The organism is Janibacter sp. Soil728, from assembly GCF_001428305.1.
Lineage (GTDB): Bacteria > Actinomycetota > Actinomycetes > Actinomycetales > Dermatophilaceae > Janibacter.
The window spans coordinates 133,035-149,557 of record NZ_LMRZ01000003.1; the positions used below are offsets into that span (position 1 = coordinate 133,035).

Below are 16,523 nucleotides of genomic sequence, written 5' to 3' on the forward strand. Positions count from 1 at the left end.
CGCCACGGGATCCCTCAGGCGCGCAACCGAGCGGTCACCGCGTCGGCCGCCCGTCGGACCGTCCGCGCGGCGGTGGCCACACGGGCAGGGTCTGGGGCCTCCCCGCCGTCCATCGTGTCGGACAGCCCGATCGCCGCGACCGGCCGGTCGAGGGGATCGACGACGGGTGCTGCCACGGTCCAGATGTGCGGGCTGATCTCGCCGCGCTCGATGGCATGACCATCGAGGCGGGTCAGGCGGAGCAGCTCGGCGAGCTCGCGATGGGTGCGCGGCCCCACGCCGGTGCGACTGACGAAACCATCCTCGGCGCTCAGCAGCGCCAGAACCTCGCGCCGCTCCATCCGCGACATGATCGCCCGCCCGGTCGCCGTGAGATAGGCCGGCATCCGCACGCCCGTGGCCGTGATGATGGCCGCGGAGCTGACCGCCTGCTCCTTGACCAGGTAGACGGTCTCCCAGCCACGCAGGACCGCGAGCTGGGCCGTCCCGCCGGTGGCCTCGGCGAGGTCCCGCACGATCGGCTGCGCCTGGCGCCGTAGCGGATCGCTGCGCACATAGGCGCTGCCGAGCTCGGAGACACCGGCGCCGAGGAGGTACCCGCCACCGGACCGGCTGACCAGGGCCAGCTCCTCGAGGACACCGAGCAGGTCGTAGACGCTCGACCTCGGCAGGTCCAGCGCGCGGACGAGCGCGCCCGCGCTCACCGGCCGGTTGTTGCCGGACAGGTGACGCAGGATCGCGACCGCTCGCCGCAGCGCTGGGACTTCTGGCACCGCCCGATGCTAGAGGAGGATGTGCGCGACCGGGGCCGCCACGAGGATCGTGAGCACGACTCGCTGGAACCACACGACCACGAGGTGCCAGATCTTGATCGGGATGTCCGTCGCGAGGATGCACGGGACCATCGCCGAGAAGAAGATGATCTGGGAGACCGCGACGACCGCGACCACGAAGCGCGTGACGAGCGACTCGACGCCGGCGGCCTGGACCGCCGGGAGGAACATCTCGACGATGCCGAGCGCGATCGCCTTGCCCGCGAGGACTGGCTCCGGCAGCTGCGCCACCCAGGTGAAGGGGACGAAGATCCAGCCGATCCAGTCGAAGATCGCGGTGTGCTCCGCCAGCAGCAGGCCGATGAGGCCGACCGACAGGATCGAAGGGAGGATCGCCGCGGCCATCAGGGTGCCGTCACGCAGGTTGGACCAGATGTTGCTCCAGAACCCGGGGACCTCCGCGAGCGCTCCCTTCGCCTCACGCCACGCAGTACCCAACCGGTCGTGCGTGACCATCTCCTCCGGCTGCGGAGTGGCGTCGGGGTGGTAGTCGTCGCTGATGCGGGACAGCGGCGGGATCCAGACGGTGATCGCGGTGACGATGAAGGTCACGACGAGGGTGCCGAAGAAGTAGGTCAACCAGATGTCCATGATCCCCAGCGTCTTGGCGACGATGATCATGAAGGTCGCTGAGACGGTGGAGAAGCCGGTCGCGATGATCGCCGCCTCGCGGGTGCTGTACTTGCCCTCGCGGTAGACCCGGTTGGTGATGAGCAGACCCAGGGAGTAGCTGCCGACGAAGGACGCGACGGCGTCGACCGCGGAGCGCCCCGGGGTGCGGAAGACCGGCCGCATGATCGGCTGGACGATGACGCCGACGAACTCCATGAGCCCGTACCCGACGAGCAGTGCGAGGAAGACGGCTCCGACGGGGACGATGAGGCCGACCGGGATGACCAGCTTTTCCCACAGGAAGGGTCCGATGCCTTCGGCGGCCAGCCAGGAGGGCGCCGTCTCGGTGAGCATGACGACCGCGACGACCAGGCCCAGCACGTTGAGCACCGCGAAGATCGTGCGGGTCGTGCTCGCCCGCCAGGAGCCCGACACGAAGGGCCGCAGCGTCCCGAGCACCACGAGGGCCAGGATCGCGAAGGGGACGACGGGCTCGGCGTACTTCTGGATGGCGGTGACGAGGTGGTCGAGCGGGATCGTGTTCTTGCCCGCGATCGTGACCGGCACGAAGAACATGAAGATGCCGATGGCGCTGAAGACGAAGAACCGCCACTGCCCGGGCGGATTGCTGGTCGACGCGCGCGCTGCGCTCGTCTCGGTCCTGCTCGACATGACGTGGCCTGCTTCCCGGTGAACGACGGTGTTCGTGAATGACTCCATGGTTGACCTTTCAGCGGCCCTCCGGCAGCCCTTCGTGCCACGAAGTGTCCGACATGTCGGACTTCGGTCGGGTGAGCAGCTCCTCGCCACGGGCCCGGGCGCGGCGGCTCGGCGGCTAACCTGCCCGGAGGGCACCAGTCAGCGAGGGCACACCACACCAGGAGCACGTCCGATGCAGCACCACAACCGAGCGTCTGCTGGTCACCCGAGTCCCGCGACCAACCTCGACGACGCCCTGCAGGACCTCTCCGAAGCGGTCCAGCAGCGCCTCGTCGTGCTCGACGAGAGCATGCGGGTCATCGCCTACTCCATCCACGAGAGCGAGCCGGACCGCGCCCGCCTGTCGCACCTGCTCGCCCACAGCGACACCTGGCAGGCGCCTGCCGCCGGCAGCGGCGGCGCGACCACCCGCACCGCCGGCGACGGGACGCAGTGGGTGCTGCACCCCCTTCGCGATGACCGTCACCGGGTCGGCCACCTCCTGCACACGCGGGCGAAGGGGGTCCCCTCGCCTCCCGCGGGCGTCCTCACCGAGGGCGCGGCGCAGCTGGGCGTGCTCCTGTCGCTGCGCACCATGTACGCCGAGCGGGACGCGGCCCGGGCCCGCGGGCTGCTCACCGACCTGCTCGGTGAGCGGTCCTCCGAGGCCGGGCGAGCCGCTGCCGCAAGGGCGCTCGTTGACGAGGAGCTCGTCGGGTCGGCCGGGCAGTACTGCGCGGTCGTCCTGGCCGTCCCACCGGGCGAGCCGGGCGGCGACTGGGAGGCGCGCACAGCGGTGGACGCCACCATGGACTTCGTCGCCCGCACGTCCACCGCGACGGTGGTCGGCGGTGTCGTCGACGGACACGGCGTGCTCGTCTTCCCCCGACCGGTCGTGCCGGACCGCCTGGAGCGGATTCTCGGCGCTCCCGGGCTGGCGCAGGTGCGCGCGGGCATCGGTGGGGTCGTGGACGACCTGCCGTCCGTCGCCACCTCCCACGAGCAGGCCCGGCGGGCCTGGCGCGCAGCGTGCCTCGACCCGCAGACCCACCCCCGCGTCACGCAGTGGTCGGCGCTCGGGATCGACAAGCTCCTGCTCGCCCTGCCGCTGGACCAGCTGGGCCCCGAGGACCTGCCCGAGCCGGTCGCCCGGCTGCTGCGCTCCGACCACCGCGAGGTCGACGTGCCGACGCTCGAGGCCTACCTCGACGCCGGCGGCGATGCGCAGGCGAGCGCAGTCGCGCTCGGCATCCACCGCTCGACGCTGTACTACCGGCTCACCCGGATCCGGGAGACGACGCAGGCCGACCTGGGCGATGGTCGGGTGCGTCGCGACCTGCACACGGGGCTGCGGGTGGCCCGTCTCGCGGGACTGCTCAGCGGCTGAGCGACCCCGGGCGGATCCCGGTGTCCCGGGTCGGGTCGTAGCCGTGGATCCACGCGAGCTTGTCCTCGAACCAGTCGGCGCCCGCCATCGCGGCATTGCGCGCGTCGGCCTGGGGGCCGTCGGGCAGGTGGAGCACCTCGGCGACCTGGGCCGAGGCGAACTGGACTGCGCGCGTGCGCATCCGGCGCCGCGCCTCGAAGGCCTCGAAGGCTGCCGTCGGGTCGCCCGCGCCCACCGTCGCCAGCTGCTCCGCGAGCGCCCAGGTGTCCTCGATGGCCTGGTTGGCGCCCTGCCCGTGGTGCGGGACGAGGGCGTGCGCGGCGTCGCCGAGGAGCACGACCCTCCCCCTGTGCCAGCTGGCCAGCGGCGGGCGGCGCATGAGTGCCCAGCGCTGGGTGACCTCCACGGCCCCGAGCATCTGCGTCACCGCGGGGTGCCACCCGGCGAAGGGAGCAAATTTTTCCTCGTCGCGCGCGGGCACGACCCACTGGTCCGCGGTCCACTCCTGGGGGTCCCGGCTCACCGCGAGGAAGTTCACGTCCTGCCCCTCACCGCCCATCGCGTAGTGCAGGAGGTGACCGGTCGGGCCGATCCAGAACTGGATCGCATGCGGGTCGGGCAGCTCGGTCAGCTGCTCGGTGGGGATGATCCCGCGGAAGCCGGAGCGACCGGAGTAGATCGCGTCGTCGTGGCCGACCACCCAGCGACGGAGCATCGAGCGGGCCCCGTCCGCGCCGACGACGATGCCCGCGCTGCGCTGCGAGCCGTCCGCCAGGTCCAGCAGGACCCGGTCGCCGTCCTCGTGCAGGTCGGTCACGTGATGGGAGAGCAGGATCCGGTCCGGGCCGACCGCCTCGGAGAGGACTCGCTGCAGATCGGCTCGGTGCACACCCAGGTAGTCCGCCCCGAAGCGCTCTCGGTACGCGGACCCGACCGGGGTACGGCCGAGCGTCGTCCCGGAGCGCCCGTCGCGGAAGACCAGGTCGGTCTGCGCCCACGACACCTCCTCGAGAGCACCGAGGACACCGAGGCGGGCGAAGAGGTTGTTGGCATTGGCCGACAGCGCAACGGCCGCGCCGACCTCACGCAGCTCGGCGGTGCGCTCGAGGATCGTCGCGTCGATGCCGTGCTCGCGCAGGGCGAGGGCAAGGGTGAGGCCGCCGATGCCGGCGCCGATGATCACCACGTCGTCGTGGGGAGTCTGCTGGTCCATACCGACGACGCTAGAGCGACACGCTGTCGCTGTCATCGGGCGTGATGACGCATCTGACCGGCAGTTCTTGCGACACTCTGTCGGATCGCTGACCGAGGTGGCATGCTCCGTCCGTGACCTCCGCAGACGCGCTCTTCTCCCGGGTGGTGCGACGCGACCTCGAGGCAGAGGCCGAGCTGCCCACGGCTGTGCGAGCAGACTTGCCGGGCAACTCCCTTCGCCTCATCGGAGCCAACGCGCTCCAGTCCTCGGGAGACCAGAGCGTCAACGCGTCCACCGTCCTGCCGTGGCTCTTCCACGCGCTCGGGGTGCCGGCCGTGCTCACGGGTCTGCTCGTCCCGATCCGCGAGTCCGGATCGATGCTCCCGCAGGCCTTCCTCACCCCCCTCGTCGTGCGGGTCCGGCGGCGCACCCACGTCTTCGTCGCCGGCGCGATCATCCAGGCGGCGTCCGTGGCGGTCATGGCCGGCACGGCCGCGCTCGCCAGCGGTCTGGTCGCCGGCATCATCATCGTGGCGGCGCTCGCCGTCTTCTCCCTCGGCCGGTGCCTGTGCTCGATCTCGTCCAAGGACGTGCAGGGACGCACCATGCCGAAGGGAGAGCGCGGCCAGGTCAACGGCCTCGCGACGACCGCCTCGGGACTGGTCGCCATCACCCTCGGCCTCGCCGTGCGGGCGCTCGGCGAAGACCTCGACGTCACGATCCTCGCGGGGATCCTCGGCCTCGGGGCCGTGCTGTGGGTCCTCGTCGCTCTGGTCTACTCCGGCATCCGCGAGCCGGTCGACGAGGGTGCGCTCCCTTCGAGACGGTCGCGGGGCGACCTCCTCAGGGAGCGTGAGGACGAGGGGCCGGGATGGTTGGCGCAGACGCTGACGCTGCTGCGTGAGGACCGCGTGTTCCGCTCCTTCGTCACCGTCCGCGGCTTCCTGCTCGTCTCCTCGCTCAGCCCGCCCTTCATCGTCACGCTCGCGGTGCAGTCGGGTGCGCCGGCACTCACCGGGCTCGGGGGCTTCATCATCGCGTCAGGCCTGGCCGCGCTCCTCGGCGGACGGGTCTTCGGGCGGCTCGCCGACCGCTCGAGCAAGCACCTGATGACGGTCGGCGCCGCCCTGGCCTCCGTCGTGCTCGTGACACTCGTCCTGATCGTCACGCTGCTCGACCTCGATGGCGGCAGCCTGCTCACCTACGCGATCTTCGTCAGCAGCTACTTCCTCGTGACGATGCTGCACACCGCGGTGCGCGTCGGTCGCAAGACCTATGTCATCGACATGGCCGAGGGTGACCGGCGCACGACCTATGTCGCCGTCTCCAACTCGGCGATGGGCGTGATCCTGCTCGTCGTCGGCGCGATCAGCTCGGTGATCGCCGGCTTCGGCATCGTGTGGGCGTTGCTCTTCCTCGCGGCGCTCGGCGTGCTGGGGGTCGTGTCGTCGACGCGGCTGCCGGAGGTCTCCCGCGGCGCCTGATGCTCAGTCTGGACCGAGCGCAGCACGGACGATGGAGGACGATGGCCTCGTGGGAGACGAACGGATGACGAGCGCACACGACAGCGGTCTCGGTGGCGACACCGGGCTGCGTCTGGACTCGGCTCGCGGCCGCTGGCTGCTTGTCATGACGATCCTCGGCTCGGGCATGGCCGGGATCGACGCGACGATCGTCAATGTCGCACTCCCGCAGATCGGGCGCTCCTTCAAGACCTCCTTCACGACGCTGCAGTGGGTCGTCACCGGCTACGCGCTCACCCTGGCCGCCTTCATCCTCCTCGGCGGCGTGCTCGGCGACCGCCTGGGCCGGCTGCGCGTCTTCGTCATCGGGGTCGTGTGGTTCACCGTCGCATCGCTGGCCTGCGGACTCGCCCCGACAGCCGGCACGCTCGTCGCGGCCCGTGCCCTGCAGGGCATCGGCGGAGCGCTGCTCACCCCGGGCAGCCTGGCGCTGCTGCAGTCCGCCTTCGCCCGCGAGGACCGCTCGCGCGCGATCGGCACCTGGGCGGGCCTGGGCGGCGTCGCCATGGCCGTCGGGCCCTTCGTCGGTGGCTGGCTCGTCGAGGTCGCCTCGTGGCGGTGGGTCTTCCTCATCAACCTGCCCGTCGCGGCAGTGGTGCTGCTCATCGCGCGGGGACTTCCCCCCTTCGCCCGGCCCGTGGGCAGGCCTCCCCGCCTGGACGTCCTCGGTGCCGGCCTCGGGGTGCTCGCCCTGGCCGGCGCCACCTACGCCCTCACCGAGATCGGCGGAGGCGAGCTCTCCCCCTTCGCCATCGGGGCGGCGGCGGTGGGCGGGATCGGGACAGCGGCCTTCATCCGGCACGAGCACCGCACCGCCCACCCCATGCTGCCGCTGACGATCTTCGCCTCGCGGACCTTCACGACGGTCAACGCCGTGACCTTCCTCGTCTACGGCGGGATGGGCGTGGTCTTCCTCCTCCTCGTCCTCCAGCTGCAGGTCGTCGCAGGGTGGTCCCCGCTGGCCTCCGGCATCGCGAGCCTGCCCACGACGGCGATGATGATGCTCGGGTCGAGCCGCTCGGGCGTGCTGGCCGATCGCATCGGACCGAGGCTGCAGATGGGGGCCGGGCCGCTCGTCATGGCCGCGGGCATCCTGCTCCTGCTGCGGATCGGCACGGACACCGACTACGTGCTCGACGTGCTGCCCGGCGTCCTCGTCTTCGGGCTCGGACTCACCGCCCTGGTCGCCCCGCTGACGTCCACCGCGCTGGCCTCCGCACCCGACGAGTACGCCGGCCTCGCCTCCGGGGTCAACAACGCGGTCGCCCGCACCGGTGGGCTCATCGGGATCGCCGCCGTGCCGGCCCTGGCCGGGCTGACGGGACAGATCGTGGAGGACCCCGCTGCCTTCGACGACGGGTTCCGGGTCGCGATGCTCACGTGCGCAGTGGTGATCGCCGCGGGCGGAGCGCTGGCGGCGACCGTGCTGCGAGGCCGTACCGTGGGCGAGTGACCGGCAACACGCGAGACATCGAGGCAGGCGTCCACCAAGACTTCCGGGAGGAGATGTCCTACGGGTCGTACCTGGCGCTCGAGACGCTGCTCGACGCGCAGCGACCGGTGAGCGAGCACCACGACGAGATGCTCTTCATCATCCAGCACCAGACCTCCGAGCTGTGGCTCAAGCTCGTACTGCACGAGACCCGCTCGGCGATGCAGCTGCTCGCCGCCGACGAGATGCGGATGGCGCTCAAGCGGATCGCGCGGGTCAAGCACATCCAGCGCACGCTCACCGACCAGTGGTCCGTGCTGGCGACGCTCACGCCGACGGAGTACCAGGAGTTTCGCCCCCACCTCGGTCACGCGTCCGGCTTCCAGTCCTGGCAGTACCGCGCCGTGGAGTTCGCCCTGGGCAACAAGCACGCCGGCATGCTGCGGGTCCACGAGGCCGACCCCGAGGCGCACGTGGTGCTCACCGAGCTGCTCGAGGCCCCGAGCCTCTACGACGAGTTCCTCCGGTACCTCGCACGGCGCGGCTACGCCATCCCCGAGCACGTGCTCACCCGTGACGTCACGCGCGCCCACGAGCTCGACCCGGAGCTGACCCGGGTCCTCACGCAGATCTACGCGGAGGCGGAGGACAACTGGGACGTCTACGAGGCCTGCGAGGAGCTCGTCGACCTCGAGGACAACTTCCAGCTGTGGCGCTTCCGCCACCTCAAGACCGTGCAGCGGGTCATCGGGATGAAGACGGGCACCGGCGGCAGCTCCGGTGTCGGGTTCCTGCAGAAGGCCCTCGAGCTGACCTTCTTCCCCGAGCTCTTCGCCGTGCGGACGGAGATCGGGTCGTGAGCGGCGTCGGCAGTGCACAGGCGTTGCGGGACAAGGCGGCTGCGCTCGACGCGGCAGACCCCCTTCGTCATTGTCGGGAGCTGTACGTGCCGGCCGAAGGCCTCGTCGCCTACCTCGACGGCAACTCGCTGGGCCGCCCTCTCTTGGCCACCGCGCAGCGGATCACCGACCTCGTCGCCCACGACTGGGGCACTCGACTCATCCGGTCGTGGGAGGAGCAGTGGATGGACCTGCCGCTGCGCCTCGGTGATCGGATCGGCGAGGTCTGCCTGGGCGCTGCTGCCGGCCAGAGCGTCGTCGGCGACTCGACCACGGTGATGCTCTACAAGCTGCTCCGGGCAGCCGTCGCCGCGGCCGGTCCCGCACGGCCCGAGATCGTGGTGGACACGGAGAACTTCCCGACCGATCGCTATGTGGCCCAGGGCATCGCGGACGAGACCGGAGCGCAGCTGGTCTGGATCGAGCCGGACCCGACGAAGGGGGTCACCCCCGACCTCGTCGAGGCCGCACTCACCGAGCGCACCGGTGTCGTCCTGCTGTCCCATGTCGCCTACAAGTCCGCGTGGATCGCGGACCTGCCCGAGATCACCCGGCGGGTGCACGACGCCGGCGCCCTCGTCCTGTGGGACCTGTGCCACTCGGTCGGTGTGGTGCGCAGCGACCTCGACGCGCACGACGTGGACCTCGCGGTGGGGTGCACCTACAAGTTCCTCGGCGGCGGACCGGGCGCGCCAGCCTTCGGCTATGTCGCGGCGCGCCACCAGGAGCGGCTGAGCCAGCCGATCCAGGGGTGGATGGGCCACGCCGAACCCTTCGTCATGGGACCCGACTACCGGCCGGGTGCGGGGATGCGCGGGTTCATCTCCGGCACTCCCCCGGTGCTCGGGATGGTGGGCATCGAGGACACCGTCGACCTCATCGAGTCCGTCGGGCTGGATGCGGTGCGGGACCAGGCCGCTCGGCTCGGGCGCTTCGTCATCGAGTCCGTCGACGAGCTGCTCGCCGGGCACGGGGTGCGGGTCACCTCGCCGCTCGACGACGAGCAGCGAGGCGGGCATGTCACCCTGGCGCACCCGAGGTTCCGAGAGGTCTACCGGGAGCTGTGGGCGCAGGACGTCGTGCCGGACTTCCGCGAGCCCGACGGCATCCGGCTCGGGCTGTCGCCGCTGAGCACGTCCTACGCCGAGGTGGCCGAGACGCTCGTGCGGATCGAGGCGCTGCTCAGCGCGGCGTGAGCGCGGCGAGGACCGACGGCCAGTGCGGGGAGGCCGGGTCGATGACGTCGAAGTGGTGCGCGCCGGGCAGCACCGTGCGCTCCCACGCCTGCGTCTGACGAAGAGGGACCGTCGCGTCCTCGTCCCCGTGCAGGATCGAGATGCGTTGCGCTGCAGAGGAGTCGGCCGCGAGGAGTCTCGTCGGGTCGAGTCGTGCGTAGAGGTCGGATGACTGCTGCGGGTCGGCGCCGACCCAGTCGTGGACCGCGTCGGCGCCGAGGTGCTCGGCCACGGCCGTGTCGAAGTCGGCGACCGGGGCGAGTGCGAGGGCACGCGTCGGGGCAAGGTGATGCTGCAGGGCACGCCACATGACGAGCGCTCCCCCGGCGCTGTGGCCGACCCAGGCAGTGATGTCGTGACCGGCCTCGCGCAGGTGGGTGTCGAGCGCGGCGAGGTCGTCGGTGGTGGCGTCCGGGCTCCCCGGGACCCGCCGGTACTCAGCGAGCACGACGCGCCAGCCGGCCCGGGCGAGGGCGCGAACCATCGGGCGGGCGTGGGTGCGGTCGACCGCCGGACGGAAGTACCCGCCGTGCACGACGACGAGGGTGCGCAGGTCGGTGGGTCCTTGGGTGGGCGAGACGCCGACCCGTGGAGCGTCGGGGGCGCACGTCTCGTAGACCTGGCCGGGCTGCGAACCGTAGGCGGTCACCGGGAAGGCGAGGGTGCTCCCTTCGTCCAGCAGGCGCTGCAGCGCGACATCCTCGGCAGTCATCGCCCCAGCCTCCCACTGGACCCGGTACCGGGCGCGTTGAGGAGATCTACCCAGTGACGTTGTCGGAGGTCGCACCTAGGTTTGGGTCATGGCGATGGCAGCGACGCGACGACCCGATCGGGGATGGATCCATGTGGTCCCGGTGATCGCCCTCGCCGTGGGCGCAGTCGCCTACCCGCTGTACGTGCTGGTGGCGACCTTCCGCATCGCCGACGCCGACATCTCGACCCGGCCGGGGGCGCCGTTTGCCGCCGCTGCCATCACGGCGATGGCCCTGCTCGCGGGGGTGCTCGTCGCCAGCTTCGTCACGATGGTGGCCTACGGGGTGTGCCGGACGGGGAGCACGCGTCTGGTGCGCGCCGCCCAGGCCGTCGGCATGGCCCTGACCGGCATCGGGTGCGGCGTGGGCATCTGGCTGGCGATCATCGTCGCTGAGCAGATGGGCTGACGTTGTCCACACGAGGCCTTGCGCTCGAACACCTGTTCGACTAAGGTTGATCCATGGAGACGACATCGGGGTTCGAGGAGATGCTGACGCAGTCCCTGCGTCGCGTCGACCTCCACACGATGCGACGTCCGATCGAGTTCCCGCAGGGCATGGCCGAGACCATCCAGCGCGCGCACCGCGAGGTCGACCACATGATGGAGCGGCTGGTCGACGAGGAGGCTGATATCGCCAGCCTGAGAGAGCAGGTCACCCAGGTCGAGCGGCTCAAGCGTCGGGTCGAGGCGGTGCAGCTGCGACTGACCGCCAAGGCGTCGCGATCCAAGGCGCACGAGGCCGATGGCCAGCTCGACTCCGGTTCGTGGCTCGCAGGTGCGACCGACAGCGATCGGCGGCAGGCCGCCGGACAGGCGGCCCTGGCCGATGCGCTGGGTGACACGCCTGCCGCAGCTGGGTCCGACAGCGATGCTGCCGGCGATGGCGCACCGGAGGGTGGCGCCACGGGTGATGGGGCGGCTGGCCGAGGTGACGCAGCCGGAGCGGGTGACGCAGCCGGAGCGGGTGACGCAGCCGGAGCGGGTGACGCAGCCGGAGCGGGTGACGCAGCCGGAGCGGGGACGCAGCCGGAGCGGGTGACGAGCATGACGGCCCGACGGACGCTGACGGAGACGCGTGCGGTTCTGGCACAGGTGATCGCCGCGCAGCTGGCCGTCGCGCGGACGGCCGGCCTCTGCTGACGGCGACAGGCGCCGCGCTCGACGCCGGCACGATCAGCGCCGCGCACGCCCAGGTCATCATGCGAGCTCTCGACGACCTGCCCGAGTCAGTCACCGACGAGCAGCGACGTCAGTGCGAGGAGGAGCTGCTCCTCCTGTGCACCAACCGCTCCCCGGGTCAGCTGCGACGGGCCGCACGACGAGTGCTCGAGGCCATCGAGCCCGAGCCGGAGGCGGTCGACCAGCACGAGGACGACCTCGTTGCCGACGAGGAGGAGCAGGCGCGAGGCAAGGCTGCCTTCTGGCTCAAGGACAACCAGGACGGGACAGTGACGGGGCACTTCACCGTGCCGTGGGTCTCCGGGATGATGCTCAAGAAGATCATCGACGCCATGACCGCTCCCCGACGCCGTGGGACCGACGACGAGGCCGGCCGGGACGGCGCGGCACGCGGCACGGGCACGGACGGCGCGGCACGCGGGACGGGCACGGATGGCGCGGCACGCGGGACGGGCACGGACGGCGGTGCCGGCACTGGCTCGACGAGCAAGGACCGCTACCTCGACTGGCAGCACCGGCGGGGCCTGGCCTTCGCCGACCTGCTGACGCGCATCCCCACCGACCACCTGCACACCAAGGTCTCGGCCACGATGCTCATCACGACGCGCCTGTCGGACCTGATGGACAACTTCGAGGCCGCTGGGACCAAGGTCGCCACGACGGACATGCAGGACGTCCTCAGCGCTGGTGCGGCGCGGCGCCTGGCCTGCGGGGCAGGCCTGCTTCCGGCCGTGCTCGACGGCGACTCGGTACCCCTGGACCTGGGGCGACAACGACGACTCTTCACCGACACCCAGCGAATGGCCTTGGCCGGGCGCTACAGCGAGTGCGCGGCGCAGGGCTGCGACCGTCCCTTCGCGTGGACCGAGACCCATCATCTGAAGCCGTGGGAAACCGGCGGCAGGACCGACCTCGACAACGCCGTCCCTCTCTGCGGCACCCACCACCACATGATCGACAGCACCCTGTGGAGCTACGTCGTGACGATGCTGGCCCGTCGGACCGTGTCACTCGCATTCCATCGACGGACATAGACCACGACCCCGGCCGGCCAGAGGGTGACTGGCCGGCCGGGGACGTGGTGCTGTGGCTGTTGTGCTGTGGCTGTTGTGCTGTGGCTGTTGTGCCGTGCCGTGCCGTGCTGTGGGTCGCGGTCGAGGATGATCTCCTGGATGTCCTCGACCTGGTACACCCAGACGCCCAGATGGGCCCGCCGTACCCGGACTGCCAGATGGGCCCGCCGTACCCGGACTGCCAGATGGGCCCGCCGTACCCGGACTGCCAGATGGGCCCGCTGCACCTAGACGCCCAGATAGGCCTGCTGCACTGCGGGGTTGTCCGCCAGGTCCGCGGCCGCACCGGAGAGCACGACCCGGCCTTCGGCCAGGACGTAGCCGCTGGTCGCGATCTTGAGTGCCGAACGGGCATTCTGCTCCGCGAGCATCACGCCGATGCCCTCCTGGTTGATCCCGACGATGGCGTCGAAGACCTGCTGGGTGATCAGCGGCGCCAAGCCCATCGACGGCTCGTCCAGGATGAGCATCTTCGGGTCCGACATCAAGGCCCGCCCGATCGCCACCATCTGTTGCTGGCCACCGGAGAGTGAGCCGGCGCTCTGGTGGCTCTTGTCCTGCAGTGCAGGGAAGAGCTCGTAGGTGCGCTCCAGCAGTGTGCGCACCCGCGCCCGATCCCGTCTGCCCACGTAGGCGCCGAGCATCAGGTTCTTCTCCACGGACATCCGCGGGAAGAGGTGGCGTCCCTCCGGGCAGTGGGCCAGACCCCGGCGCACGATCGCCGCCGAGCGGCTGCGGGTGACGTCCTCGCCGTCGAACTCGACCCGACCGCTGCTGGAGCGTATGAGCCCGCTGACGGTGCGAAAGAGTGTCGACTTACCGGACCCGTTGGCCCCGAGGATGACCGTCAGCTCACCCGCGGCTGCCGTGATGTCGACCGAGTGCAGCACATCGCCCGCGCCGTACCCGACACTCAGGTCGGAGATGGTCATCATGTCGTGACTCCCGTCGTGTCCGCGTCCGCCCCGAGATAGGCCTCGATGACGAGCGGGTTGCTCCTGATGTCGTCCGGGGTGCCCACGGCGATCCGTTGACCGTGGTCGAGGACGACGATCTGGTCGGCGAGGTTCATCACCATGGACATCTTGTGCTCGACCAGACAGACCGTGACTCCCCGGGCGACGATCTCCCGGATGAGGCTGCCGAAGGCCTCCGTCTCCTCGTCGTTGGTCCCGGCTGCCGGCTCATCGAGGAGCAGCAGTCGCGGCTCCGTAGCCAGGGCCTGCGCGATCGAGATGCGCTTCTGCGCCTCCTGCGGGAGGGTCGAGGCGATCTCGTCACGCAGGTGCGCCACACCGACGAACTCGAGCTCGCTCATCGAGGTGTCGAGACTGCGCTTTTCGTCGCGTCGGTGTCGAGGTGTGTGCAGCACCGCGTCGAGGGCGTGTGAGCTCGACCGCACCACACAGGCCGCGCGCACATTGTCCAGGACGCTCGCCCCCTCGAAGAGGTGCGTGGTCTGGAAGGTCCGGGCGATGCCGGCGCGCACCGTCTGGTGCGGCTGCATACCCGTGATGTTCTTGCCGTCGAAGGTCACCGTCCCAGCGGTCGGGCGGTAGAACCCGGCCAGCAGGTTGAAGAGGGTCGACTTGCCGGCGCCGTTGGGCCCGATGATCGCTGTCACGCGGCCTTCCGGAACATCGAAGTCGACGTCCCGGACCGCGTGCAGGCCGCCGAAGGCCTTGCCGAGTCCACGTACCTCGAGCAACATCACAGTCCCCCTTCACTCGTAGCGGCAGCAGCCGAGGTGGCGTGCGGCCTGTCGGGGGCAGTGCCTTGGTCAGGGCCACTGCCGCTGCGCCCGTCCGCTCCCCCGTTGCGCCCGTCCGGCCCTCCGCTGGGAGGCGGCGACGCTCGACGCGATCGGCGCGAGGTCAGGAAGTCGTTGAGGTACCCGACGATGCCGCGCGGGGCGAAGATCACGAGCAGGACGATGATCGGGCCGAGCACGATGAAGCGGTAGGACTCCAGCCCCTGGAGCAGCTCGAAGAGGAAGGCGACGAGGACGCTGCCGACGACCGGTCCCATGACCGTGCCCATGCCTCCGATGAGCAGGAAGAGCAGGAACTGGAAGGTCAGGTCGATCGAGGCGGAGTCCGCGCCGATGAACCCGTTGAGCGTCGCGAAGAGTCCTCCGGCCAGCCCCGCGAAGCCTGCCGAGGCGGTGTAGGCCAGCTGCTTGCTGACACCGACATTGACGCCGATGGACTTCGCGAGGTCTTCGGAGGTCCGGATGGCGACGAGCGAACGGCCCGCATTGGAGTGCAGGATCGCGTGCGTCATGTACGCAGCGCCCGCCAGGAAGAGGATCACCAGGTAGTACAGGACGACCGGGTCGCTGAAGTCGAGCGGCCCGATGCTTTCGGGCAGCTTGATCCCGCTGACCCCCGAGTGGGCGTGGGTGACGCTCTCCCATCGGATGATGATGATGAAGATCAGGAAGCCCAGAGCCATCGTGAAGATGGCGAAGTAGGCCCCCTGGGTGCGCAACGCGATCAAGCCCGAGGCGTAGCCCAAGACCGTCGTCGCGAGGATGGCCACGCCGAAGGCGGTCCAGAAGGACCAGTCGTGGTCGGTCGTCGCCAGTCCCACGATGTAGGCACCCACACCGAAGAAGGCACCGTGGGCCAGGGAGAGCTGGCCGGTCAGCCCGAGGATGATGTTGAGCCCGTAGGCCGCGATCGCATAGATGGCCGCTGTGGTCACGATCCGCAGCAGGTAGGGCTGTCCCGACACGAGCATGGGCGCCACGAGGAAGGCGATCGCGATGAGGAGGACTCCGAGGAGTCGTGGTCGCAGCAGGGTCGTCATCGTTGAACCACCGTCCCGAAGATTCCTGTCGGCTTGATCGCCAGCACCGCCATCAGGACGATGAAGACTGCGGCCTGGCCGGCCCCGACGGAGATGTATGTCGACGCCATCACCTCCGCCATCGCGATGAAGAATCCTCCGATGATCGCTCCCGGCAGGGAGCCGAGACCGCCGAGGATGATGATCGCGAAGACGATGAGGCTGAGCGACTCCCCCATGCCCGGTGACAGCAGCTGGATCGGCGCGACGAGGCCCGCCGAGATCGCCACCAGCGCGAAGGAGACTGCGAAGGTCATCATCGAGACGACATTGGCGTTGATGCCCACGAGCGCGGCGCCGGTGCGGTCCTGCTCGATGGCCTCGATCGACTGGCCGTGCACGGACCTCTTGAGGAAGAGGGTGAGCGCGATGAGGACGACCATCGCCGTGATGACGATGATGATGCGCTGCGTCGAGATCTGGGCGCCCGCCACCGTCATCCGGCCGTCGAAGGGGGACTCCATCCGCAGGAAGCCGGTTCCCCAGATCTCCTGGACGAGCGAGATCAGGAAGAACATGACCCCGACCGTCGCGATCATGTGGTGGGTGTGCGGCGCATGGCGCAGCGGGTGGAAGATCAGGCGCTCGAAGACGACACCGATGACGGCCAGGATCAGCGCGGCGCACACGATGGCCACGACATAGGGCAGGCCCACGTCGACGAGCAGCGTGTAGGTCACGTAGCCGCCGACCATGAAGAGCGCGCCATGGGCAAGGTTGGGGAAACCCAGCACGCCGAAGACCAGGGTGAGGCCGATGGCGGCCAGGCAGTAGATGCCGCCCAGCGCCAGGCCGTTGATGAGCTGTTGGATGAAGAGGGTCACCCGCCACCTCCGTCGAAGTCCGCGATCA

16 protein-coding genes are annotated in these 16,523 nt (G+C 70.2%); 8 read left to right on the top strand and 8 right to left on the bottom strand.

Annotated elements, in window-relative coordinates; all coding sequences use genetic code 11:
* Positions 1–14: 14 nt before the first annotated feature.
* Together ASG73_RS04905 and ASG73_RS04910 are read right to left on the bottom strand one after the other, a co-directional pair.
* On the bottom strand, positions 15–773 hold the full coding sequence (locus tag ASG73_RS04905; RefSeq protein ID WP_055991755.1) for an IclR family transcriptional regulator: 759 nt from the start codon (positions 771–773) through the stop codon (positions 15–17).
* A 9-nt stretch (positions 774–782) separates the two neighbouring features.
* Positions 783–2,117, bottom strand: a complete 1,335-nt coding sequence (locus ASG73_RS04910) for a YjiH family protein (protein ID WP_055992694.1) — start codon at positions 2,115–2,117, stop codon at positions 783–785.
* Positions 2,118–2,337: 220 nt separating this feature from the next.
* Between ASG73_RS04910 and ASG73_RS04915 the strand changes: the two genes are divergently transcribed.
* A complete protein-coding gene (locus tag ASG73_RS04915; RefSeq protein WP_055991758.1) occupies positions 2,338–3,531 on the top strand; it encodes a PucR family transcriptional regulator in 1,194 nt (397 codons plus the stop codon).
* Here ASG73_RS04915 and ASG73_RS04920 read toward each other — a convergent pair.
* Positions 3,521–4,744 (bottom strand): FAD-dependent monooxygenase, encoded by a 1,224-nt coding sequence (locus tag ASG73_RS04920; protein WP_055991761.1) that lies wholly within the window; start codon positions 4,742–4,744, stop codon positions 3,521–3,523. The two genes, ASG73_RS04915 and ASG73_RS04920, sit on opposite strands and share 11 nt — an antisense overlap.
* A gap of 113 nt (positions 4,745–4,857) precedes the next feature.
* Here ASG73_RS04920 and ASG73_RS04925 point away from each other — a divergent pair, with 113 nt between their 5' ends.
* The 4 genes from ASG73_RS04925 (at position 4,858) to ASG73_RS04940 (ending at position 9,776) form a co-directional block, all read left to right on the top strand.
* Positions 4,858–6,210 (top strand): MFS transporter, encoded by a 1,353-nt coding sequence (locus ASG73_RS04925; RefSeq protein ID WP_055991764.1) that lies wholly within the window; start codon positions 4,858–4,860, stop codon positions 6,208–6,210.
* A 64-nt stretch (positions 6,211–6,274) separates the two neighbouring features.
* On the top strand, positions 6,275–7,702 hold the full coding sequence (locus ASG73_RS04930; RefSeq protein WP_055992697.1) for an MFS transporter: 1,428 nt from the start codon (positions 6,275–6,277) through the stop codon (positions 7,700–7,702).
* Positions 7,703–7,755: 53 nt separating this feature from the next.
* Positions 7,756–8,541 (top strand): tryptophan 2,3-dioxygenase, encoded by a 786-nt coding sequence (gene kynA, locus ASG73_RS04935; protein ID WP_082567053.1) that lies wholly within the window; start codon positions 7,756–7,758, stop codon positions 8,539–8,541.
* Positions 8,538–9,776, top strand: a complete 1,239-nt coding sequence (locus ASG73_RS04940; protein WP_055991770.1) for a kynureninase — start codon at positions 8,538–8,540, stop codon at positions 9,774–9,776. Before kynA ends, ASG73_RS04940 begins: the two co-directional genes overlap by 4 nt.
* Here the strand turns inward: ASG73_RS04940 and ASG73_RS04945 are convergent.
* Positions 9,763–10,527 carry an alpha/beta hydrolase family protein gene (locus ASG73_RS04945; protein ID WP_055991774.1) on the bottom strand — a complete coding sequence of 255 codons (765 nt, stop codon included), beginning with the start codon at positions 10,525–10,527 and terminating at the stop codon, positions 9,763–9,765. The two genes, ASG73_RS04940 and ASG73_RS04945, sit on opposite strands and share 14 nt — an antisense overlap.
* A gap of 88 nt (positions 10,528–10,615) precedes the next feature.
* Between ASG73_RS04945 and ASG73_RS04950 the strand changes: the two genes are divergently transcribed.
* Genes ASG73_RS04950 through ASG73_RS04960 form a run of 3 tightly spaced genes read left to right on the top strand, consistent with a single transcriptional unit; the run spans position 10,616 to position 12,782 of the window.
* Positions 10,616–10,975 (top strand): hypothetical protein, encoded by a 360-nt coding sequence (locus ASG73_RS04950; RefSeq protein WP_156466142.1) that lies wholly within the window; start codon positions 10,616–10,618, stop codon positions 10,973–10,975.
* 53 nt (positions 10,976–11,028) lie between these two features.
* Complete coding sequence (locus ASG73_RS18125) at positions 11,029–11,709, top strand: hypothetical protein (RefSeq protein ID WP_055991780.1); 681 nt, start codon at positions 11,029–11,031, stop codon at positions 11,707–11,709.
* Between the two features lie 32 nt (positions 11,710–11,741).
* Positions 11,742–12,782, top strand: coding sequence for an HNH endonuclease signature motif containing protein (locus ASG73_RS04960; RefSeq protein WP_235499377.1), 1,041 nt, complete (start codon positions 11,742–11,744; stop codon positions 12,780–12,782).
* 266 nt (positions 12,783–13,048) lie between these two features.
* On the opposite strand, the gene ASG73_RS04965 is transcribed toward ASG73_RS04960, so the two are convergent.
* The 4 genes from ASG73_RS04965 to ASG73_RS04980 are packed head-to-tail and all read right to left on the bottom strand — an operon-like array spanning position 13,049 to position 16,495.
* On the bottom strand, positions 13,049–13,756 hold the full coding sequence (locus ASG73_RS04965; RefSeq protein ID WP_055991785.1) for an ABC transporter ATP-binding protein: 708 nt from the start codon (positions 13,754–13,756) through the stop codon (positions 13,049–13,051).
* Positions 13,753–14,532, bottom strand: a complete 780-nt coding sequence (locus tag ASG73_RS04970) for an ABC transporter ATP-binding protein (RefSeq protein WP_055991788.1) — start codon at positions 14,530–14,532, stop codon at positions 13,753–13,755. Before ASG73_RS04970 ends, ASG73_RS04965 begins: the two co-directional genes overlap by 4 nt.
* Entirely contained in the window at positions 14,532–15,632 is a 1,101-nt protein-coding gene (locus ASG73_RS04975) for a branched-chain amino acid ABC transporter permease (RefSeq protein ID WP_055991791.1), read from the bottom strand. Before ASG73_RS04975 ends, ASG73_RS04970 begins: the two co-directional genes overlap by 1 nt.
* Positions 15,629–16,495 carry a branched-chain amino acid ABC transporter permease gene (locus ASG73_RS04980; RefSeq protein WP_055991794.1) on the bottom strand — a complete coding sequence of 289 codons (867 nt, stop codon included), beginning with the start codon at positions 16,493–16,495 and terminating at the stop codon, positions 15,629–15,631. The genes ASG73_RS04975 and ASG73_RS04980 overlap by 4 nt, the downstream gene beginning before the upstream one ends.
* Positions 16,496–16,523 lie beyond the last annotated feature (28 nt).